Source organism: Tatumella citrea, from assembly GCF_002163585.1.
Lineage (GTDB): Bacteria > Pseudomonadota > Gammaproteobacteria > Enterobacterales > Enterobacteriaceae > Tatumella > Tatumella citrea.
This window is the reverse complement of record NZ_CP015579.1, coordinates 3,658,065-3,678,520: the sequence shown is the minus strand read 5'-3', so window position 1 is coordinate 3,678,520 and position 20,456 is coordinate 3,658,065. Positions and strand designations below refer to the sequence as shown.

General features: G+C 50.3%; 21 protein-coding genes and 2 tRNA genes. 12 read left to right on the top strand and 11 right to left on the bottom strand.

Features of this window, described 5'->3' with window-relative positions; all coding sequences use genetic code 11:
• Positions 1-4: 4 nt before the first annotated feature.
• A complete protein-coding gene (locus A7K98_RS17460) occupies positions 5-841 on the top strand; it encodes a phosphodiesterase (protein ID WP_087489698.1) in 837 nt (278 codons plus the stop codon).
• A 41-nt stretch (positions 842-882) separates the two neighbouring features.
• Here the strand turns inward: A7K98_RS17460 and dicD are convergent, their stop codons facing one another.
• The 4 genes from dicD to aspA all read right to left on the bottom strand — a co-directional run bounded on the left by dicD (position 883) and on the right by aspA (position 5,106).
• Complete coding sequence (gene dicD, locus A7K98_RS17455) at positions 883-1,449, bottom strand: division control transcriptional repressor DicD (protein WP_087489697.1); 567 nt, start codon at positions 1,447-1,449, stop codon at positions 883-885.
• Between the two features lie 51 nt (positions 1,450-1,500).
• Positions 1,501-3,237, bottom strand: coding sequence for a protein-disulfide reductase DsbD (locus A7K98_RS17450; RefSeq protein WP_087489696.1), 1,737 nt, complete (start codon positions 3,235-3,237; stop codon positions 1,501-1,503).
• The gene (gene cutA / locus A7K98_RS17445; protein ID WP_087489695.1) at positions 3,213-3,536 is read right to left on the bottom strand and encodes a divalent cation tolerance protein CutA; all 324 of its coding nucleotides are present in this window, start codon (positions 3,534-3,536) and stop codon (positions 3,213-3,215) included. Before cutA ends, A7K98_RS17450 begins: the two co-directional genes overlap by 25 nt.
• 136 nt (positions 3,537-3,672) lie before the next feature.
• A complete protein-coding gene (aspA, locus tag A7K98_RS17440; RefSeq protein ID WP_087489694.1) occupies positions 3,673-5,106 on the bottom strand; it encodes an aspartate ammonia-lyase in 1,434 nt (477 codons plus the stop codon).
• Between the two features lie 369 nt (positions 5,107-5,475).
• Here aspA and A7K98_RS17435 point away from each other — a divergent pair, with 369 nt between their 5' ends.
• The 4 genes from A7K98_RS17435 (at position 5,476) to A7K98_RS17420 (ending at position 8,913) form a co-directional block, all read left to right on the top strand.
• On the top strand, positions 5,476-5,949 hold the full coding sequence (locus tag A7K98_RS17435; RefSeq protein WP_157665997.1) for an FxsA family protein: 474 nt from the start codon (positions 5,476-5,478) through the stop codon (positions 5,947-5,949).
• A gap of 314 nt (positions 5,950-6,263) precedes the next feature.
• Positions 6,264-6,557: a co-chaperone GroES gene (locus tag A7K98_RS17430; protein WP_025901066.1), complete on the top strand. Its 294-nt coding sequence runs from the start codon at positions 6,264-6,266 to the stop codon at positions 6,555-6,557.
• Between the two features lie 47 nt (positions 6,558-6,604).
• Positions 6,605-8,251: a chaperonin GroEL gene (gene groL, locus A7K98_RS17425; RefSeq protein ID WP_087489692.1), complete on the top strand. Its 1,647-nt coding sequence runs from the start codon at positions 6,605-6,607 to the stop codon at positions 8,249-8,251.
• 308 nt (positions 8,252-8,559) lie between these two features.
• Entirely contained in the window at positions 8,560-8,913 is a 354-nt protein-coding gene (locus A7K98_RS17420) for a DUF4156 domain-containing protein (protein ID WP_087489691.1), read from the top strand.
• Between the two features lie 87 nt (positions 8,914-9,000).
• Here A7K98_RS17420 and A7K98_RS17415 read toward each other — a convergent pair whose 3' ends face one another.
• Complete coding sequence (locus A7K98_RS17415; protein ID WP_087489690.1) at positions 9,001-9,429, bottom strand: DUF1090 domain-containing protein; 429 nt, start codon at positions 9,427-9,429, stop codon at positions 9,001-9,003.
• A 151-nt stretch (positions 9,430-9,580) separates the two neighbouring features.
• The gene (epmB, locus tag A7K98_RS17410; RefSeq protein ID WP_087489689.1) at positions 9,581-10,609 is read right to left on the bottom strand and encodes an EF-P beta-lysylation protein EpmB; all 1,029 of its coding nucleotides are present in this window, start codon (positions 10,607-10,609) and stop codon (positions 9,581-9,583) included.
• Positions 10,610-10,649: 40 nt separating this feature from the next.
• Here epmB and efp point away from each other — a divergent pair, with 40 nt between their 5' ends.
• The 4 genes from efp to epmA all read left to right on the top strand — a co-directional run bounded on the left by efp (position 10,650) and on the right by epmA (position 12,858).
• Positions 10,650-11,216: an elongation factor P gene (gene efp, locus A7K98_RS17405; protein WP_087489688.1), complete on the top strand. Its 567-nt coding sequence runs from the start codon at positions 10,650-10,652 to the stop codon at positions 11,214-11,216.
• Between the two features lie 79 nt (positions 11,217-11,295).
• Positions 11,296-11,400: an entericidin A/B family lipoprotein gene (locus A7K98_RS17400; protein ID WP_407703121.1), complete on the top strand. Its 105-nt coding sequence runs from the start codon at positions 11,296-11,298 to the stop codon at positions 11,398-11,400.
• 110 nt (positions 11,401-11,510) lie between these two features.
• A complete protein-coding gene (locus A7K98_RS17395; RefSeq protein ID WP_038023569.1) occupies positions 11,511-11,645 on the top strand; it encodes an entericidin A/B family lipoprotein in 135 nt (44 codons plus the stop codon).
• A gap of 235 nt (positions 11,646-11,880) precedes the next feature.
• Positions 11,881-12,858 (top strand): elongation factor P--(R)-beta-lysine ligase, encoded by a 978-nt coding sequence (gene epmA / locus A7K98_RS17390; RefSeq protein ID WP_087489686.1) that lies wholly within the window; start codon positions 11,881-11,883, stop codon positions 12,856-12,858.
• A 62-nt stretch (positions 12,859-12,920) separates the two neighbouring features.
• Here the strand turns inward: epmA and mscM are convergent, their stop codons facing one another.
• From mscM to rsgA, 3 genes are all read right to left on the bottom strand, one after another.
• Entirely contained in the window at positions 12,921-16,241 is a 3,321-nt protein-coding gene (gene mscM / locus A7K98_RS17385; RefSeq protein WP_198361191.1) for a miniconductance mechanosensitive channel MscM, read from the bottom strand.
• Between the two features lie 28 nt (positions 16,242-16,269).
• Positions 16,270-17,166, bottom strand: coding sequence for an archaetidylserine decarboxylase (gene asd / locus A7K98_RS17380; RefSeq protein WP_087489684.1), 897 nt, complete (start codon positions 17,164-17,166; stop codon positions 16,270-16,272).
• Between the two features lie 87 nt (positions 17,167-17,253).
• Positions 17,254-18,306 (bottom strand): small ribosomal subunit biogenesis GTPase RsgA, encoded by a 1,053-nt coding sequence (gene rsgA / locus A7K98_RS17375; protein WP_087489683.1) that lies wholly within the window; start codon positions 18,304-18,306, stop codon positions 17,254-17,256.
• Positions 18,307-18,409: 103 nt separating this feature from the next.
• On the opposite strand from rsgA, the gene orn reads away from it, so the two are divergent.
• From orn to A7K98_RS17360, 3 genes are all read left to right on the top strand, one after another.
• Complete coding sequence (gene orn, locus A7K98_RS17370) at positions 18,410-18,958, top strand: oligoribonuclease (protein WP_087489682.1); 549 nt, start codon at positions 18,410-18,412, stop codon at positions 18,956-18,958.
• 149 nt (positions 18,959-19,107) lie between these two features.
• Positions 19,108-19,183 (top strand) — tRNA-Gly (locus A7K98_RS17365).
• 40 nt (positions 19,184-19,223) lie between these two features.
• Positions 19,224-19,299 (top strand) — tRNA-Gly (locus tag A7K98_RS17360).
• Between the two features lie 167 nt (positions 19,300-19,466).
• Here A7K98_RS17360 and A7K98_RS17355 read toward each other — a convergent pair.
• Positions 19,467-19,943 carry a DMT family transporter gene (locus tag A7K98_RS17355; protein ID WP_087489681.1) on the bottom strand — a complete coding sequence of 159 codons (477 nt, stop codon included), beginning with the start codon at positions 19,941-19,943 and terminating at the stop codon, positions 19,467-19,469.
• Positions 19,944-19,945: 2 nt separating this feature from the next.
• Positions 19,946-20,383: a DMT family transporter gene (locus tag A7K98_RS17350; protein ID WP_087489680.1), complete on the bottom strand. Its 438-nt coding sequence runs from the start codon at positions 20,381-20,383 to the stop codon at positions 19,946-19,948.
• Positions 20,384-20,456 lie beyond the last annotated feature (73 nt).

Sequence of the window (20,456 nt, the reverse complement as noted above, 5' to 3'; positions counted from 1 at the left end):
GGAAATGGCAGACACTCAATTTACCCTGGTGCAGATCAGTGATTTACATATAAAAGCAGCCGGTCAGCTAACCTATAAAGTTGTCGATACCTATCATGCGTTGCAACAGGTTACTGAGCAAATTAACCGGATGGTCCCTGCAGCAGATGCTGTGGTAATCACCGGGGATTTAACCGATTTTGGACGCGATGATGAATATCGCCAGGTGCGCCAACTGCTGGATACATTACAAATGCCGTGGTTTGCGATTCCGGGGAATCATGATGACCGACAGGCGTTTTGTCGTGCTTTTGCTGATAAGTCATGGTGCCCGGTTCCGACTCCGGCACTGAACTGGGTGAACGACGATTATCCGTTACGGCTGATTGGCCTGGATTCATCCATTCCGGGGAAGCCCGGCGGAAGGCTTGATACGCAGACATTGCTCTGGCTGGAGCAGGTGTTACAACAGGCGCCAGATAAGCCAACAATGGTCATGCTACATCATCCGCCGTTTGTTAGCGGAATAGGTCATATGGATCGTCAGCGTCTGGAAAACCCTGATGAATTGCAGAAGATTATTAGCAGACACCCGCAGGTGATTCGTCTGCTGTGCGGCCATGTTCATCGCTATATGGTCAGCACTCTTGGGAACACTCTGGTATGTACAGCACCCGGGACATCTCATCAGGTTGCGCCGGATTTCAGTGCTGGCGGGGCTGCCTGTTTTGTACTGGAACCTGCAGGCTTTCTGGTACACCGCTGGCAGGCGTCACAGCCACTGGTGACCCATTATCTGCCGGTTGGAAACTATCCGGGACCCTGGCCATTTTACGATGAGAATGGACAGTTAATTGATTAATCCCTGTCACTCCGGGCCTGTAGGCCCGGCAGTGGGAGGGATCAGCTGAGGGCGCCGTTCTGCCGGCATAATGCCATTTGCAGAATATCTTCGGCTAACCGTCGGGCAGTGGCGATATCCTGCAGGTTACGTTTTACCAGCAATTTGCTCAGACAGCCTTCCAGCACCAGTTCCAGTTGATCGGCCACCATGGTTGGGTTATCCAGCTCCAGCGCAGTCAGATGCTGGTGAGTGTATTGCCATGAGGCTTGTTTTTGCTGCTCAGCTACCTGATGAATCGGATGATGAGGAGCAGGAAAAATGCTGCAGGCGGCAATAAACAGGCAGCCGGGGAAACGACCGCGCCGGACATGCTCTTCCAGCAGGGTGTAACGCATCAGTAATTTCTGAATCTGGCTCAGTTCAGCATTCTGTTCAATTTGCTCCCGCCATTCGCCTATCTGACGGCCGTGAAACTCCAGTGCATCCCGCAGCAATATCTCTTCTGAGAGTGCTTCGTCGGCGGTGGTGCCACGGTCCTGCAATTGTTGCTTCAGGCTACCGGCCGCAGCAAGGCCCTGTTGCTCCAGAATGAGTAGTATCTGCTCATGTACTTGTTCCTGAGACACATTAACCTCCGTGAGTTCTGCACCGGCGATTAGCCGGTACAACTGGTTATGTTATTCAGCGCGTAGCTTTCGCAGATGTGCCAAAAACTCGCTGGCGTTCATATAGCCGGTGACCCGTGAATCAGGAATTTCATGTCCGTTGGCATCAAAAAACAGCAATGTCGGCAGTCCCAGCACATTCAGATGTGTCAGCAGGGCGTTATCCTGCGCACTGTTGGCTGTAACATTTGCCTGCACCAGCCGGAACTGACCAAACTCCTGTCGCACCTGCGGGTCGGTAAAGGTATATTTTTCGAACTCTTTACAGGCTACACACCAGTCAGCATATAAATCAACCATGGTGATTTTTCCCTGAGCCTGACCGAGTTGCTGCTGCAGTTCAGAAACCGTGTTGATGTTATGGAACGGCAGAGTCGGGGCCTGTGATACTGTTCCGCCCGGGGTGGCAAATGCCCAGTCCTGTAAAGGACGGGCGGCCACCAGGGCTGCCAGCAACCAGACAATCTGCAATACCCGCATCCAGCCTTTTGGACTTTTCAGGCTGAGTGCAAATGCCCAGCCAAAAAATGCCACGCCTAACAGGCTCCAGAGTCTCATTCCCCAGAGATCTCCGGCGACACGGTCAATCAGAAATACCGGCAGCGCCAGGATAACAAAGCCAAAACCTTCTTTTACCGACTGCATCCACGGTCCGCTTTTTGGCAGCAGTTTATTGCCAAACACAGTCACGATAATTAACGGCAGTCCCATACCCAGAGCATAAAGATACAGGGTGCCTCCGCCGGCCAGCATGTTACCGCTCTGGGCGATATAGAGCAGGATGGCGCTCAGCGGTGCTGTGGTGCAGGGTGAACAAATTAAGCCAGCTAAAGCTCCCATCAGGAAGACTCCGCTCAGCGAACCGCCTTGCTGCCGGTTGCTCCAGAGTGCCAGCCGGGTTTGCAGTGAGGAGGGCAGTTGCAGTGAAAACAGCCCAAACATCGATAAGGCCAGCAGGATAAATACCGCGGATAAGGTCAGCAATATTACCGAGCTTTGTAGTGCAGCCTGAAAACGTAGTCCGGCGGCGGCGACAATAATACCCATCAGCGTATAGGTCACAGCCATGCCCTGCACATAGACGAAGGCCAGCAACAGAATTCTCGAGGCTCTGACATCACGGCGCCCGCCAAGAATGATCGCCGAAATTAGCGGATACATCGGCAGTACACAGGGGGTAAACGCAATACCAATACCGATCAGCAACGCCCATAACGGTGAAAATGGCAACCGGGATACTGCCGTGCCACTTTGTGGTTCCGGTACGGGGGCCTGTGTGGCAGCCGCTGTTGTCGAAGCTTCGGAACCTGTTGCGCTAATCTGCGATAACGGGATTTCACGGGTTTCTGGCGGATAACAGAATCCGGCAGCCGCACACCCCTGATAACTGACTTTCAGAGTCGCACCAGGGCGGGTGCTTTTCAGCGTAACAGGGACCTGTAAATCCTGAGGGAAAATCTGACTTTTGCCGAAGAATTCATCTTCATGAGGCTGTCCGGGGGGCATGGCAATACCGGCAATATCTGCATTGCTGCCGGTGATACTTATTTGCTGGCGATACAGGTAATAACCCGATTTCACCTTCCAGCTCAGCAATACCTTGTTGTTATTCTGGCTAAAGTCGAAACCAAAAGCCTGATTCACCGTCACAAAATGTGGCGATGATCCGTTATCGAATAAGCCTGCCTGCGCTTGCAGGCTGAAAAGTGTCAGTGCCAGTAAAATCAGGCGAGTGAGGCGTGCAACCATGACAAGTATTCACTATCTCCGTGTTGTACAGGGATCACCAGCAATTCAGGGACATCATAAGGATGGGCCTGTTTCAGCAGTGACAGTAAGTCCTGTTGATGCTCCGTATCACTTTTAAAAATCAGTTGTACTTCTTCGGAACATTCCAGCTGATCCTGCCAGCAATACATTGAGGTAATACCGGGCAGAATATTAACGCATGCAGCAAGTTTGTGGCGTAAGGCCAGACGGGCCAGAGCCGTTGCTGTCACTTTATCGGGGGTGGTGCATAACACAATAATGGCAGAAGATGGATTCATCACGCACTCCTGAGTCAGGCGGGCATGATAGCATTTTTTTTCAGCAGCAACAGAATGCAGACCGTAACAGAAAAATTCAGGCAGGCGGGAAAGCGGACAAGGTCCGGCCCGGCATCAGCTGCCGGGCCGGAAATTATTACTCGTTATCTTCGGTATAACGTTTGGCTTTATACACCGGGTGCATCAGGTTTTCTACCGAGAAAATATCATCCAGCTGCTCATCCGTCAGCAGCCCGCGTTCGAGCACGACTTCACGAACACTCTTACCGGTTTCAGCACAAATTTTCCCGACGATATCACCATTGTGATGGCCGATATACGGGTTCAGATAGGTCACGATACCGATAGAGTTGAATACGTATGACTCACAGATTTTCTGGTTAGCCGTAATGCCGGTGACGCATTTTTCCAGCAGGTTAAAGCAGGCGTTGCTCAGAATGCTGATGGACTCAAACAGTGCCTGACCGATGACAGGTTCCATCACATTCAGCTGCAACTGCCCGGCTTCTGCTGCCATGGTCACAGTAGTGTCATTACCAATCACTTTAAAGCAGACCTGGTTGACGACTTCCGGCACTACCGGGTTTACTTTAGCTGGCATAATTGATGAACCGGCCTGTAACTGCGGCAGGTTAATCTCGTTCAGACCGGCACGGGGACCAGAAGATAACAGCCTGATATCATTACAGATTTTCGACAGTTTTACCGCCAGTCGTTTCAGCGATGAGTGGACCATGACATAGGCGCCGCAATCGGAAGTCGCTTCAATCAGGTCTTCGGCGGCCACAACCGGCAGGCGGCTGACTTCGGCCAGATATTTGACGGCCAGTGGCTGATAACCGTCTGGCGTGTTCAGACGGGTACCAATAGCGGTTGCTCCGAGGTTCACTTCCAGTAGCAGTTCACCGGTACGCAGAATACTGCGGGTCTCTTCTCTCAGCAGTACGCTGAAAGCCTTAAATTCCTGGCCGAGAGTCATAGGTACTGCATCCTGAAGCTGGGTACGACCCATTTTCAGGATGGTTTTGAATTCTTCTGATTTGCGCTGAAAACCATCGGCCAGCGAATTAATAGCATCCACCAGTTTCAACAGTGAATTATACACCGCAATACGAAATCCTGTCGGGTATGCGTCGTTGGTTGACTGACACATATTGACGTGATCGTTAGGGTTAAGGTATTGATATTCGCCTTTATTATGCCCCATCAGCTCCAGGCCAATATTAGCCAGCACCTCATTGGTATTCATATTTACCGAGGTTCCCGCACCGCCCTGATAAACATCTACCGGGAACTGGTCCATGCAGGTGCCATTATTCAGCACTTCATCACAGGCTCTGATCAACGTATCAGCAATGCTGTGGGGGATGGTTTGCAATTCACGGTTGGCCATGGCTGCAGCTTTCTTCACCATCACCATGCCACGGACAAATTCAGGGATGTCACTGATTTTATTACTGCTGATGTAAAAGTTTTCAATTGCACGTAACGTATGAATTCCGTAATAGGCATCCGCCGGAACTTCACGCATGCCGAGCAGGTCTTCTTCGATACGAATATTGTTAGCCATGTTAACCTTCTTATTGTGTGCTTTCTTACTGAAGCGATGTGTCACAGGTTATGTGATCATTTTGTTGTGAGTGTCTGATGCCGAGATTTTATCTGCATATCAGTTTATCAGCACGATCATCTTCTGTTTATACATTAAATAAGCAATGCAGATCACTTTTCAATCACTTCTTTTTAACATAACAGCTCAATGTGGCGCGATTTATGAAATACTGGCGGTACGGACAGCCGCAGGGCTAGTTATAACGAATTTCCGTCGCGCGGTTGAAATCACTTTTTGTTATACCCATCTATAACTTTATCATCATTACGATGTGACTGATTTTGCTGCCCTGCCACATTGCGGGGCCTTCACTTACAGGAGACCGCCGTGCGCTGGTTACCGTTTATTCTCTTTTTTCTGCTCGCCTGGATCGAAATTTCGATATTTATCCAGGTCGCTCATGTGATTGGCGTCCTGCTGACGCTGATACTGGTGATTTTCACCTCCGCAATCGGTATTTCCCTGGTCAAAAATCAGGGGATGAAAAATTTTATGTTGTTGCAGGAGAAACTGGCCCGTCAGGAAAACCCTGCGGCTGAGATGATAAGAAGTGTGTCATTGATCATTTCCGGCTTCTTACTGGTTTTACCGGGCTTCTTTACCGATTTCCTGGGGCTGTTGCTGTTGCTGCCTCCGGTTCAGAAACACCTGACCCTGAAAGTTATGCCGTATCTGAAAGTGTGGCGGGGTGGTCCCGGTGGTGCGGCCAATGACAGTGGCTTCACCGTTGAAGGAGAGTTTGAGCGTAAGTCGCAGGATGTGATTGAACATCAGGACGACAGTTCTCCACGGAAACCTTAACCGACCTCCGGCAGCTCAGCATCTACATTTTCTGATGCTGCCGTTCCCTCCTGAATTCCGTTGCCATTACTGCAGATTGCCATCCTTCCAGCATAAAATGGTGATTTCCTCTTCGCTCCCTTAACTCTTCCAGCAGACTTCCCCTGAGACAGGCTTTGGGGCAGTAGTTGTTATCGAATTAAAAAAAATAATTTTTTTTACCCTTGAAAGCACTGTGGGCTGACCTTATCTCTGGTTGCATGAAGCCGACGCCAAGAGGCCGGTGTTCAACCTCAATAAACCAGTGACTGGGCATTTCAAAGGAGAGCTATCAAATGACAATTCGTCCATTGCACGATCGCGTTATCGTCAAGCGTAAAGAAGTAGAAGCTAAATCTGCTGGCGGCATCGTTCTGACCGGTTCTGCTGCGGGTAAATCTACCCGTGGTGAAGTGCTGGCCGTAGGCAATGGCCGCATCCTTGAAAGCGGCGAAGTTAAACCACTGGATGTGAAAGTGGGTGATGTTGTGATTTTCAACGAAGGTTACGGCGCTAAAACTGAGAAAATTGATAATCAGGAAGTCCTGATCATCTCAGAAAACGATATCCTGGCCGTTGTGACAGAGTAATCTGGCAACCTATTCCACCAACGAACTCAATTTAAGGAATATTTCAAATGGCAGCTAAAGACGTAAAATTTGGTAGTGACGCGCGTGTGAAAATGCTGCGCGGTGTGAACGTACTGGCAGATGCAGTAAAAGTTACCCTGGGCCCGAAAGGCCGTAACGTGGTTCTGGATAAATCTTTTGGTGCACCGACCATCACTAAAGATGGTGTTTCTGTTGCCCGTGAAATCGAACTGGAAGACAAGTTCGAAAACATGGGAGCCCAGATGGTTAAAGAAGTAGCTTCTAAAGCTAACGACGCTGCCGGTGACGGTACTACCACTGCAACCGTTCTGGCTCAGTCTATCGTTAACGAAGGTCTGAAAGCAGTTGCTGCGGGTATGAACCCAATGGATCTGAAGCGCGGTATCGACAAAGCGGTTGTCGCTGCAGTTGAGAAACTGAAAGCACTGTCAGTTCCTTGCTCAGACTCTAAAGCAGTAGCTCAGGTTGGTACTATCTCTGCAAACTCTGACGAGTCTGTAGGTACCCTGATTGCTCAGGCGATGGAAAAAGTTGGTAAAGAAGGTGTTATCACCGTTGAAGAAGGTACCGGCCTGCAGGACGAGCTGGACGTGGTTGAAGGTATGCAGTTCGACCGTGGTTACCTGTCTCCTTACTTCATCAACAAGCCAGAAACAGGTTCTGTTGAACTGGAGCAGCCATTCATTCTGCTGGCTGACAAAAAAATCTCTAACATCCGCGAACTGCTGCCAGTTCTGGAAGCGGTAGCTAAAGCAGGTAAACCTCTGCTGATCATCGCTGAAGATGTTGAAGGCGAAGCGCTGGCGACTCTGGTAGTTAACACCATGCGTGGCATCGTTAAAGTTTCTGCGGTTAAAGCTCCTGGCTTTGGTGACCGTCGTAAAGCAATGCTGCAGGATATCGCTATCCTGACCGGTGGTACTGTTATCTCTGAAGAGATCGGTATGGAACTGGAAAAAGCTACCCTGGAAGATCTGGGTCAGGCAAAACGCGTTGTGATTAACAAAGATACCAGCACCATCATCGATGGTATTGGTGAAGAATCTGCTATCAAAGGCCGCGTTACTCAGATCCGTCAGCAGATCGAAGAAGCGACCTCTGATTACGACAAAGAAAAACTGCAGGAACGTGTTGCTAAACTGGCCGGCGGTGTTGCTGTGCTGAAAGTTGGCGCTGCGACTGAAGTTGAAATGAAAGAGAAAAAAGCCCGCGTTGAAGATGCCCTGCACGCAACCCGTGCTGCGGTAGAAGAAGGTGTTGTTGCTGGTGGTGGTGTGGCGCTGGTTCGTGTGGCTGCACAGATCTCTGGCCTGACCGGTCAAAACGAAGACCAGAACGTGGGTATTCGTGTTGCTCTGCGCGCGATGGAAGCTCCACTGCGTCAGATCGTTGCTAACGCCGGTGAAGAACCTTCTGTAGTTGCAGACAAAGTGAAAAACGGTGAAGGTAACTTCGGTTACAACGCTGCAACTGAAGAATACGGCAATATGATCGACTTCGGTATCCTGGACCCAACTAAAGTTACCCGTTCTGCACTGCAGTACGCAGCTTCTGTTGCTGGTCTGATGATCACCACCGAATGTATGGTGACTGATCTGCCTAAAGATGACAAAGCTGACTTAGGTGCTGCCGGCGGTATGGGGGGCATGGGCGGCATGGGCGGCATGATGTAATCATCCTTGCACTTACTCCGGTAAGTGCACGGACAGAACGGCAACCAGCGCTGGTTGCCTTCTGGAGCATCATTTCTCCCCGGACCCGGTATCCTCATGAACCGGGTCTTTTTTTTGCTTGTATGAGTGTGATAAAACATTCTGAACAGGCATTTGGTCACTATTATATGGCAAAGTATTTCGTGGCTGGTTTTTTAATTTTGCCAGCGCTATGGTGTTAATCTGTTTTGCGGATTATATTTCCCACTCTCTGGTTGAAAGCTGCCACAGTTGTCGGTTCTGGCATAACGAAAATAATGAGGAAGAATATGCGTTTAAAAATCTCTGCGGGGCTGTTTTTTGCCGCTGCAATGCTAACGGGATGTAGTTCTGCCGGTAATCAACTAACTTCCAGCGGCGAGAGCGTGCGTTTTGTCGATGCGCAACCTGCAGCACAGTGTAAATTCCTGGGAACCGCTACCGGAGAGCAGAGTAACTGGCTGTCTAATCAGGGCACCGAAGGTGGAAGCTCCATGCGTGGTGCGGCCAACGATTTGCGTAACAAAGCTGCCGAAATGGGTGGTAACGTGATTTATGGTGCCAGCACTCCTGGAATGTCTATTGTTTCCAGTTTTGTGCCACTGGCGACCAAAATGTCTGGCCAGATTTATAAGTGTCCTTAATACCCCGGTTAACCCTGATAGTGGCTGTTGTATCCACTGTGGGACGGGAGGTAACAGGCAGGGAAAGCTACCCTGCCTGTACTTTATTTAATTCAGGCGCTTAAAGTCATGATTTGCCTGATTTAGCTGACGGTTCAGTTTTTCAATATCCTGTTTTTTCTCCGCCACTTTTTCCTGATATTTCTTTATTTTACTGCTGTTACCGCGGGCAATTGCCTGGTTCAGGTCGTCTTCTGCTTCACGCAAATCCTGCTTTTTATCGGCAAGTTTCTTTTCTGCCTGCTTAATGTCCTTACGAGCATCATGTCGAACTGACTCTGGCGTACAGTGAGCATTCACCTCGTCCAGTGCTTTCTGCAATCCAGACAGCTGGAAACTGTTGTTATGCTGACGGGCGTAGCTCATTTGGTTTTCAATCGCGGCACGTTTATCGGCGCAAGTTTCTGCGGCACTGGCTGCATTGATGGCCAGCAGAGAGAGCAGGGTCATACTTAATGCGGTCAATGTCTTTTTCATAGATTATCCTTTGGTATTGTTTATCAGTGCTGTGCAAACAGTGCACAACAAAATAAAGCTGCCGGGCCAATGAGCCAGCCTGACAGCAATGGCCGGATAATAGTCATTTATTGCGGAGTTTTAGCTGCGTTTGATCAGTAAATGTCAGGTTTCAGTTTTGTCTGAGTTGTAAATCCAGCGGGGTTTTGCTGGGTTCTCCGCCAATTTCCCGTGCCAGTTTTGGTACCAGATAGCCGGAAACCATCGTCAGTAGCTGGCGCATAATCTGCCGGGCCTGTTCATCAGAAACATAAAAATGAGCGGCACCCTGTACTTTATCCAGCACATGCAGGTAATAGGGCATGATTCCGGCATCAAACAGCGCATTGCTTAATGCAGCCAGCGTTGCAGCATTATCATTCACTCCACGCAATAACACACTCTGGTTGAGTAATGTCACGCCACAGCGTTTCAGACGCCCCATGGCTTCTGCCAGTGACCTGTCTATCTCATTGGCATGGTTAATATGCGCTACCAGAATCACCTGCAACCGGGATTCAGCTAACCGACGACATAGTGCATCAGTAATTCTGGCCGGAATAACAACCGGTAACCGGCTGTGGATCCTTAACCGGCGGATATGCGGGATAGCTTCCAGTTCACTTATCAGCCAGTCCAGCTCATGATCTTTAGCCATCAGCGGATCGCCGCCTGAAAAAATGATCTCGTCCAGTTCCGGATGCTGGCTGATATAGTCCAGAGCGGCACGCCAGTTTCGCTTATTACCCTGATTATCCTGATAAGGGAAATGGCGGCGGAAACAGTAACGGCAATTAACGGCGCAACCACCTTTTACCAGCAGGAGTGCACGATTACGGTACTTATGTAGCAGGCCAGGCACTGCACTCTGCTGCTCTTCCAGCGGATCGGTGCTATAGCCAGGAGTGACGATAAATTCTTCCTGGTCGGTGATCACCTGACGTAACAGCGGATCTTCCGGATTGCCTTTTTCCATTCTCCGGATAAATTCGCGCGGTACCCGTAAGGCAAATAACCGGCGAGCATCAGCTCCGGCATGTAAAGCCGGGAGGTGTTCCAGATTTAAAAGTTTCAGTAATTCATCAGGTTCGGTCACAACTTCCGCAAGTTGATGCAACCAATCTTCTCTGGAAGGGGTATTTAGGGTTACAATGTTTGCCATTTTTTTGGCTTAGTCCAGTATCCATATGTCGAGGGCCTTCATGGCAACATATTCTAGCAACGATTTTCGTAACGGTCTTAAAATTATGTTTGATGGCGAACCTTATGCCATCGAAGCGAGTGAGTTTGTTAAACCAGGTAAAGGCCAGGCGTTTGCTCGTGTAAAAATGCGCCGTCTGCTGACCGGTAAACTGATTGAAAAAACATTTAAGTCTACCGACACCGCAGAAGGTGCAGATGTTGTCGATGTTACTCTGACTTACCTGTACAACGACGGTGAATTCTGGCACTTCATGAACAACAGCACCTTTGAACAGCTGGCTGCTGATGAGAAAGCTGTTGGTGAAAACGGTAAGTGGTTACAGGATCAGGCGGAATGTATCGTTACGCTGTGGAACGGTAATCCAATCACCATTAACCCGCCTAACTTTATCGAAGCGGAAGTTATCGAAACTGATCCGGGCCTGAAAGGTGATACAGCTGGTACAGGTGGTAAGCCTGCAACTCTGTCTACCGGTGCAGTGGTTAAAGTGCCACTTTTCGTACAGATCGGCGAAGTCATTAAAGTTGACACCCGTTCCGGCGAGTACGTTTCCCGCGTTAAATAAGTTTTATCAGGCGCATCCCTGTGATGCGCCTGAATCACGGATTGAAAACACAATGAAACAGCGAATCTGGAAGCTACTGATGCTCTGTTTACTGACATCAGCACTGAACGGATGCAATACTTTTCATGGTTTCGGCGAAGATGTTTCCCACCTCGGCAATGCCATCGCCAAAGCAGCGAACTGAAAAATAAATTTTGTGAACTACCTCATTTAGTTGACTCACAAATTTCCAAATAGCAGCTATGCTTTAGTTGCTGGTCATTTTGTTGTCATTTCTGTCATGAGGGAGTTTATATGATTGCTAAAGGCGTGTTGGCTCTGGTTTCTGTAATTCTGCTTTCTTCGGTTCTGACGGCTTGTAATACCACCCGGGGTGTCGGCGAAGATGTTGAAGCCGGAGGGAAGGCTATTCAACGCACAGCCCAGTAAAGCGCAATATTCTTTCTGTGTTACGGGGACGGCGCTGCCGGCCCCTCTTCTGACAGTTTCCCCCGCGGGTTTTCTTTTCTTCTGAGTAACTTAACCATCTGTAGCCACTGCCTGGTAGCCGATAGCGGTGAGACTGCGGCCAGCCACAGAACACCACACCCCGTCAGACCGCCATTGTTTGTCGGTTAAGTTGCATGTAGACTTCCTCACTTTTGTGAGATCCGGAGTCCCAGACATGAACGAAACCGCAACCTGGCAACCCAGTGCCCCTGTTGCTAATCTACTTAAACGTGCGGCTATTTTAGCGGATATCCGACGTTTTTTCGCAGATCGCGGTGTCCTCGAAGTTGATACTCCGGCAATGAGCCAGGCTACGGTTACCGATATTCATCTGGTACCTTTCCAAACCCGTTTTGTCGGCCCTGGTGCCTCACAGGGGCTGGATTTATGGCTGATGACCAGCCCTGAATATCATATGAAGCGCCTGTTAGCCGCTGGCAGCGGCCCGATTTATCAGATGAACCGCAGTTTCCGTAATGAGGAAGCCGGGCGTCACCATAACCCTGAATTCACCATGCTGGAGTGGTACCGGCCACATTACGATATGTACCGGCTGATGAATGAAGTGGATGATCTGTTGCAACAGATCCTTGAGTGCGACAGCGCAGAAACGCTTTCCTATCAGCAGGCTTTTATTCGTTGCCTGAATATCGATCCGCTGTCTGCTGAAAAAGAAGCGTTAGTAGCGGTTGCTGAAACACTGGGGGTGGGTGATCTGGCTGCCGCAGAAGATGATCGCGATACCATTTTGCAGCTGTTATTTATGCTTGGGGTAGAACCGAACATTGGCCAGGATAAACCGGCATTCGTCTATCATTTCCCTGCATCTCAGGCATCACTGGCCGAAATCAGTACCGAAGATCATCGTGTTGCTGAGCGGTTTGAGGTCTATTACAAAGGTATTGAGCTGGCGAATGGTTTTCGTGAACTGACGGATGCCCGTGAACAACGCCAGCGCTTTATGCAGGATAACCGGCGTCGTGCGGAGAAAGGGCTGCCACAGCAGCCGATTGACCAGTTTTTGCTGGACGCACTGGAACACGGATTGCCTGATTGCTCAGGAGTCGCGCTGGGTGTTGACCGGTTGATTATGCTGGCTCTGAAAGCGGAATCACTGAGTGAAGTTATTGCCTTTCCGGTAGATCGTTGCTGATTATTCGGGCCCTGCCATCCGGCAGGGCCTTCTGCTTCTAACCTGTCTCTGATGGTTAACCGTTATAATCCACCCGATTTATAGGTTTTAGTCGCTGGTGTTCCCTGGCTGGCTGGCGACGCACTGCCAACTTTTTCCATTCTGACCTGGAAAGGCGGGAAAGGCATTTCGATGTCATTCTGCTCGAAGCCATGCAAAATCAGCTGATGAAGTTCATGCCGCAATGGCATACGGTGCCCCATTTCTGCGGCGTAAATACGCAATTCGAACAGCTGTATCCCTTGTTGTAAATCGACCAGAAATGCTTCCGGGACAGGGGTGTCCAGTACGTAGCTGCAACGCTCAGCGGCCTGCTTGAGTATCTTTGTCACCAGTTCACTTTTCACATGAGCAGGTGCCGGGATGGTCAGCACTACACGGGTCACTGCGTCAGACAGTGACCAGTTAACAAACTGCTCGGTGATAAAGGCTCTGTTCGGCACAATAATTTCTTTGCGATCCCAGTCGGTAATGGTTGTCGCACGGGTGTTTATCCGGGAAATAGTACCGGTCAGGTCGCGGATGGTGACCGTATCACCGATACGGATCGGTTTTTCAAACAGAATGATCAGGCCGGAAATAAAGTTAGCAAAAATCTCCTGTAAACCGAATCCCAGCCCGACACCCAGAGCAGCGACCAGCCATTGCAGCTTAGCCCAGTCTATACCCAGCATCGAGAACCCGGTCATCACGCCGATGATCATCAGTACATATTTGGTCAGCGTGGTGATGGCATAACCGGTACCAGGAGTCAGGCTCAGGTGTTGCAGTATCGCCAACTCCAGCAGCGCCGGCATATTTCTTACCAGCTGCAGGGTGATAATCAGCACCAGAATGGCAATCAGAACAGCTCCCAGGGTGACCGACTGAATATTTTCACCGCCTTGTGAGGAAGAGACATCCCACAAAGGGATATTTTCGAGGAAAGCGAAGGCTGAATGTAATTCAGACCACAGCAGGATCAATGAAACCAGGGCTATCAGGGTGAGCAGGGAACGTACCAGGCGCAGTGATTGTGCGCTGATGGTATCCAGATCGACTACCGGTTCATCAATCTCGTAAGATTCGCCGCCGGTCGAATGATGTTCTTTTTCTTCTTCGCCACTACGGGCGCGACTGGCCAGTTTATCGGCCCGCTTCTGCCGGGCACGGTCAAATTCAATTCTGCGGCGCTGAATCAACATCCAGCGACGAATAATATGATAAATGACCAGCAGTACAAACCAGATAGCCAGTGAGCTTTCCAGCCGTGCAAGCAACGCCTGCGATGTTGCCAGGTAACCGACACAGGAGGCAAGGGCGGCAACCAGTGGGATGGCCATCATCACATCCCAAAGCAGGGTGTTGGTCATATTGTCGCTGTTGCCTTGCCGGTCAAAATAGAGTGGCAGCCCGGCACGTTTCAGGGCATTGGTCACAACGGTCAGAGCAATACAGATACAGATAAAACTCAGACGGCCCAGTGAAGCCGAAAATTGCCGATCCTCCAGGTTATCAAAGGTAATCAGTACCATGATCAGTGGAACGATAACCCCGACGGTCAGCGAGTAATAACGCATTGCTCTGGCAACACTGGCCTGCGGCCAGCGAAAATGGGTAATAAACAATCCGTGGTTACGGGCAAACGCAGCACTGATCATAAAAGCCCACAACACTGGCAGCGTGGCTGTCACCCCGTCACCGATCGCAACAGCGATGGGATAGGGCCAGGCATGCTGTAAACCATAACCCAGGGCTGCCCACAGTACCGGCAGTGGCAGCGCCACCAGGATAGACCAGAAAACGGTGCGGACAGTCAGGCTAAAGCTGTCCAGTGTCACCTTGCCAACTTTTGATGCGGCACGTTCGAGAAATGCGCGGTAGTGGCGTCGCGAACTGATACTGATGACCACCAGAAACAAAGCACCAATCACCGGAAGAATAGATTCGCGAGTGGTAAACATCATGATCAAGGCTTTACCTAACTGGCTAAAGGTATCCAGCGAAATCAGCCGTGACAGATCCTGAGCGACTTCAATCGGATAGTGCAGCGTGACTGGGCCGACATCGGCTGTCCAGAACAGGTAGCGGTGAGTAGCATCTTTAACTTCGTTTAATGCATCCTGAAGTTGAGTATTTGCAACTTTCAGTTTGGTAATTTCGAGAATCAGAGAATCACAGCCGGAAATCAGTGAGTTCAGCAATTCCCGCTGTGTTTTTAGTTGTGCATCCAGAATACGTGTCTGGTCGCTGGTCAGTGCTGCACCGTTTTCCTGGGTCAGTGAGTGCAAACTTGCCTGACGGTTAAGTAAATCCTCGTAGTGCAAACGCTGAACCCGTAATTCACCCATCTCGCTGTCAATCTGCTGAGATTTAGGAACTTCCGGTAACCTGGCCACCTGGGCCCGCAACGCTTCACCCAGTAAGTTAGACTCCCCCAGCCATTGTGACTGTTCCCGTAAGGTGGTGAGTGCCTGACGTACCTGCAGTGTCTGGTTGGCGGCCAGGCGTTGCTGGGAGGCCACCAGATCCATACGTTGCGCCTGCTGATTCAGGTCAGAGGAGAGATCACGGTTAATATTGAATTGATCACTGATGCCAGGTGGCAGTTCACCACTGTTTTCCGCCAACTGCTCGGTACGTTCCAGTGCCTGCTGTGCTTCCTGCTGGCGCAAAGTATTCAGCTGATTACGCAACGCCTGCAAATAGGCATCCAGCTGCGTCATGGTTTTCTGGTGCAGTTCTGCCCGCAGACGTGCCAGTTCCTGGCGGTTACTGGCAGATAACTGAGCCAGTTCCAGCTCATCGACTCTGGCTTTATTGGCTGCATTGCCCGTTTCCCTGGCCCAGATTTTAGCCTGGCCCACGGCGGTCGGCGGGGTCTGTAACCCCTGTAAACGGCGGTCACTGTCGGCCAGTGCCCTCCGGGCTTCGGTCTGTTGTTGTGGTAACAAGGTCAGGGAGTCACTGATTTCACGTGCTCTGTCCTGTTCCTGCTGAGCCTGGCGGCCTTCTTCCAGTTGCTGGCTGCTGGCCTGCAGGATTTCCTGTTCCAGGTCACTGCTGTTCAGCGAAGTGTTAACGGTTTTTGCTGTATCGCTGACAGCAGCGATCTGCTGCCTGAGTTCTTTAGATAATTTAGGAAAATTATCAATGACCGACTGATACTGACGGGCCTGATCAATAGATGCTGTGCGCTGATCGACAAATTCCAGGGCTGCCTGCAGCGACTGTATCTGCTCGGTTTGTGCGGCACTGGCTTTAGTATTTTTTGCCTCTTCCAGTGCCTGTTTCAACTGGGTGGCGTCCGGTACAGTGGCCGCACACAGTGAAAAGCTGAGCATTAAGCCCAGCAGTAAAACCATTATCGAGCGCACAGTATCGTTCTCCGGATTAGCCTGCTACTGAACTGTCATCACTGTCCGTAGTGAACGGAGTTGCCAACGGCTGGCCGAGGCGTGTTTTCGATTCCGATTCCAGAGACTCGCTGAAAATGACTTTGTTGCGGGCAAACAGATTGATCACCGTGGAACCGAGTTTGAAACGTCCCATTTCGGCACCTTTCAGCAATACGACAGCGCCTTCTGCATCGGCGTCCGGATAGTGCCAGCGTTTAATCACACCTTCACGAGGTGGCGTGATAGTGCCCGCCCACACGGTTTCGATACTCCCGACAATGGTCGCTCCCACCAGAATCTGTGCCATCGGGCCAAAATCAGTATCGAAATAGCAGATTACACGTTCATTACGGGCAAACAGATTAGGGATATTGCGTGCCGTCAGGGGATTCACGGAATAGAGATCGCCCGGGACATAGACCATCTCACGTAAAATCCCGTTACACGGCATATGCACGCGGTGATAATCACGCGGAGCAAGGTAAGTGGTAATAAACTGTCCGTCACGGAATGCTTCTGCCCGTTGGTCATTGCCTGCCAACAGAGCTTCCAGTGAATAGTAATGACCTTTGGCCTGGAAAATCTGGTCATTTTCAATACGGCCTGCCTGGCTGACAGCACCATCAGCCGGTTGGATCAGGTGGTTAGGGTTCTGATCGATAGGCCTGGCATCTTCTTTCAGCGGACGAACGAAAAAATCGTTAAACGTCGGGTAGGCAGTGGTGCTTTTTTGCAAAGCTTCAGACATATCGACTTTGTAGTACCAGACAAACAGATCGATCACGGCGCGGGTCAGCCAGCCACCACGACGACTAGCCGCCCATCCGGCCAGTTCGGTTAAATGTTTTTTGGGTAAAATTGCATTGATGCCTAATTTGATACGGTCCAGCATTTTGCCTCCTGCGTAATCACAAAGTTAAAATAAACAGGCGCAACAAAGTGATGCCTGAGTGCGTTGGCGAACCCGCCGTTATGTCAGTTAGTCCTCACTGACAGAGAAATTTTTTCTGACTTTAACTGCAGCCATACTTTCCAGAATCCGGTGATAACTGTCGAAACGAATATCACTGATTTTCCCTTCCTCCACCGCCTGGCGGATAGCACATCCCGGGTCTGTGCCATGTTTGCAGTCGCGGAATTTGCAGAGGCCGAGATAGTCGCTAAATTCGACAAAACCCCGGGTGATTTGTTCAGGCTCAAGATGCCACAGGCCAAATTCACGTACTCCCGGAGAATCGATAACATCTCCGCCTTTTGGAAAATGGTAAAGGCGTGCTGCCGTGGTGGTATGTTGCCCCAGGCCGGAGTTATCAGAAACATCGTTAGTCAGAATTTCATTCTTACTCTCGACAGTTAGCCCCAGCAGCGTGTTCAGCAGACTTGATTTTCCTACACCGGACTGGCCGGCAAAAATGCTTATCCGGTCAGTGAGTGCTTGCTCAAGGGGTTGTAAACCCAGTTGGCTGTGGCTGGATACCATCAGTACCGGGTAGCCAATCTGGCGATAGATATCCATCTGTCTGTCCACAAACCGCCGGGCTTCTTCATCCAGCAGATCGGTTTTGTTCAGTACCAGCAACGGAGCAATGCCAAGTGTTTCACAGGCTACCAGATAACGGTCGATAATATTCAGTGACAGTTCAGGCAATATCGCCGAAACGATAACAATCTGATCAATATTCGCAGCTACTGGTTTCAGACCATCATAATAGTCAGGCCGGTTGAGCTCCGAGGTTCGCTCATGCACCGCTTCAACAATACCTTTGCCGGTACCGCTCTTCGGTGCACGCCAGACCACGCGGTCACCGGTAACCAGTGAACGGATCGTACGGCGGATATTACAGCGCAGAGTCTGTCCTTCGCTGTCTTCCACATCGGCATGCATTCCCAGGCGGCTTATAACAACACCTTCCTGCGGTTCGCCAAACAGGCTGTCATCCGGCTCGGCTTTCTCAACCCGTGGTTTCAGACGCCGCTGATGGTTAGCATTGACACGGCGTTGCTGACCTTTTGACAGTTTATTTTTGCTCACACACCCTCTCATGACTTGCCGGACTTCGACCCGACGATGCAAAACGGCTATGATACCATTAATAGTGTTCAATAGACGATTTTAGCAACGGCGAGAAATACTCATGTCCACAGCAAGTGAAAATAACCTGATTTGGATCGACCTTGAAATGACCGGCCTGGAGCCGGAGCAGGATCGAATCATTGAAATTGCCACTCTGGTCACCGATGCTGACCTGAATATTCTGGCAGAAGGGCCGGTGATTGCCGTTCATCAGTCAGATGCGCAACTGGCTCTGATGGATGACTGGAATGTCCGAACTCATACCGGCAGCGGTCTGGTAGACAGGGTGAAACGTAGCGAATATGACGACCGTGCTGCTGAGTTGGCGACCCTGGAATTTTTAAAACAATGGGTTCCGGCTAATGCCTCACCTATCTGCGGCAACAGTATCGGTCAGGACCGGCGCTTTTTATATAAATATATGCCAGAGCTGGAAGCCTGGTTCCATTATCGGGCCCTGGATGTCAGTACTCTGAAAGAGCTGGCTCGTCGCTGGAAGCCGGAGATTTTACCTGGCTTTAAAAAAGCCGGTACCCACCAGGCGCTGGACGATATTCGTGAATCAGTGGCGGAACTGCGTTACTACCGCGAAAATTTCCTTAAGCTTTAAGCTAAATTGTCTAATCTGTCAGCAACCTGCCGATTAAAGCAGCAGTCAGCATAAAAGCAGGAAAAATATCATCTGCGGGGCTTGCGCCGGGAAATTATTCTCGTATAATTCGCACCCCGTAACGATGAAGAAATTTATACGTTGCCGGCGCGGGAATAGCTCAGTTGGTAGAGCACGACCTTGCCAAGGTCGGGGTCGCGAGTTCGAGTCTCGTTTCCCGCTCCAGATTAAGATGTAAAGTTACAGATGTAAAAAGCACCACCCTGCGGGAATAGCTCAGTTGGTAGAGCACGACCTTGCCAAGGTCGGGGTCGCGAGTTCGAGTCTCGTTTCCCGCTCCAGATTCAGAGATACAGAATGACAATTGCCTCTGTGTTTCACAGAAAAAAGGACCCTTCGGGTCCTTTTTTCGTTTCTGCGTTTCGTCCGAACAATTATGCGCGACCATCACTACCGGCTGTGCGGAGCCTTATCCTGAACCCGGTGTTCAGAACAAGGCCATGTAGGATTATCCGGCACGTTTTTTCTGGCTGGCCTGAGATGCAGATTTATTCCCGCTATAGATAAACCAGAGCGCAATCACCAGACACACCGCAGCCAGGATGCGATTCCACGACAGAGGAATGGCGTGGTTGCCCAGCCAGCCAAAGCTGTCAATCATCATCGACATCGCCAGTTGTCCAAGAATCACTGCCACGGTAGCCACGGCAGTGCCGATACGCTGCACAGCAAAAACCATGGTCAGTACATAGGCAAGGCCAAGGAATGATCCGGTTAGCTGCCATTTCGGGACATCAAACAGAGTGATGCTGTGTGCCGGTTCCAGAAAGATGACCAGCAGCGCACTGACTGCAGTGCCACAAAGAAAGGTCAGAAAGGTGGTGCGGATAGCCCCCTGGGTTGCCCCAAGCTTACCGTTAACAGCTGCCTGTACACTGAGCAACGCACCGCCAATAATGGCGAGTATCACCATCAGAATAATCATTGTTATTTGCCTCCGGCAATTAAAATCAGGGCTGCAGCAACAAACACCAGAGCTGTCAGCCTTTTACCATTCACCGGCCGGCGCGGTGCACCAAACCAGCCAAAATGGTCAATCAGCAGGCTTTTACTGACCTGTCCGGCCAAGACTCCTGTCATCAACAGAGTGATTCCAATCACCGGGGTTGCGACGGTCAGAATAATGACGTACATCGGCCCCCAGATACCCCCGGTCAGTTGCCAGCCCGGGGAGGTAAGAAAGGGTTGAGGATTTCTTGGCCCCCAAAACAGCATCAGTATCCAGGTTAAGGCGGCTTCAACACCGAACAAGCTCAGGCTTGCCCAGTAATGCCCTACACGTTCCCCCAGTGGTCCAAGGATACCGGCTTCAACGGAGAGTCCCATCCCGGCCAGTATTACCAGCAGGATTGCGGCTAATTTCATGATTTTTAACTTCCGAAAATAAAGAAAAAACCAATAATAAGATTTGAGCAGTTTTCTAAAAAGAGGGAAGATT

Coding starts and splice junctions, on each gene's coding strand:
- cutA (WP_087489695.1), bottom strand. CDS start 3,536: ATGAATCCATCTTCTGCCATTATTGTGTTATGCACCACCCCCGATAAA.
- mscM (WP_198361191.1), bottom strand. CDS start 16,241: ATGGTTTTACTGCTGGGCTTAATGCTCAGCTTTTCACTGTGTGCGGCC.
- epmB (WP_087489689.1), bottom strand. CDS start 10,609: ATGGCAAACATTGTAACCCTAAATACCCCTTCCAGAGAAGATTGGTTG.
- aspA (WP_087489694.1), bottom strand. CDS start 5,106: ATGGCTAACAATATTCGTATCGAAGAAGACCTGCTCGGCATGCGTGAA.
- A7K98_RS17395 (WP_038023569.1), top strand. CDS start 11,511: ATGATTGCTAAAGGCGTGTTGGCTCTGGTTTCTGTAATTCTGCTTTCT.
- A7K98_RS17355 (WP_087489681.1), bottom strand. CDS start 19,943: ATGATTATTCTGATGGTGATACTCGCCATTATTGGCGGTGCGTTGCTC.
- A7K98_RS17420 (WP_087489691.1), top strand. CDS start 8,560: ATGCGTTTAAAAATCTCTGCGGGGCTGTTTTTTGCCGCTGCAATGCTA.
- A7K98_RS17450 (WP_087489696.1), bottom strand. CDS start 3,237: ATGGTTGCACGCCTCACTCGCCTGATTTTACTGGCACTGACACTTTTC.
- asd (WP_087489684.1), bottom strand. CDS start 17,166: ATGCTGGACCGTATCAAATTAGGCATCAATGCAATTTTACCCAAAAAA.
- A7K98_RS17415 (WP_087489690.1), bottom strand. CDS start 9,429: ATGAAAAAGACATTGACCGCATTAAGTATGACCCTGCTCTCTCTGCTG.
- A7K98_RS17400 (WP_407703121.1), top strand. CDS start 11,296: ATGCTCTGTTTACTGACATCAGCACTGAACGGATGCAATACTTTTCAT.
- groL (WP_087489692.1), top strand. CDS start 6,605: ATGGCAGCTAAAGACGTAAAATTTGGTAGTGACGCGCGTGTGAAAATG.
- orn (WP_087489682.1), top strand. CDS start 18,410: ATGTCCACAGCAAGTGAAAATAACCTGATTTGGATCGACCTTGAAATG.
- A7K98_RS17430 (WP_025901066.1), top strand. CDS start 6,264: ATGACAATTCGTCCATTGCACGATCGCGTTATCGTCAAGCGTAAAGAA.
- efp (WP_087489688.1), top strand. CDS start 10,650: ATGGCAACATATTCTAGCAACGATTTTCGTAACGGTCTTAAAATTATG.
- A7K98_RS17460 (WP_087489698.1), top strand. CDS start 5: ATGGCAGACACTCAATTTACCCTGGTGCAGATCAGTGATTTACATATA.
- epmA (WP_087489686.1), top strand. CDS start 11,881: ATGAACGAAACCGCAACCTGGCAACCCAGTGCCCCTGTTGCTAATCTA.
- A7K98_RS17350 (WP_087489680.1), bottom strand. CDS start 20,383: ATGAAATTAGCCGCAATCCTGCTGGTAATACTGGCCGGGATGGGACTC.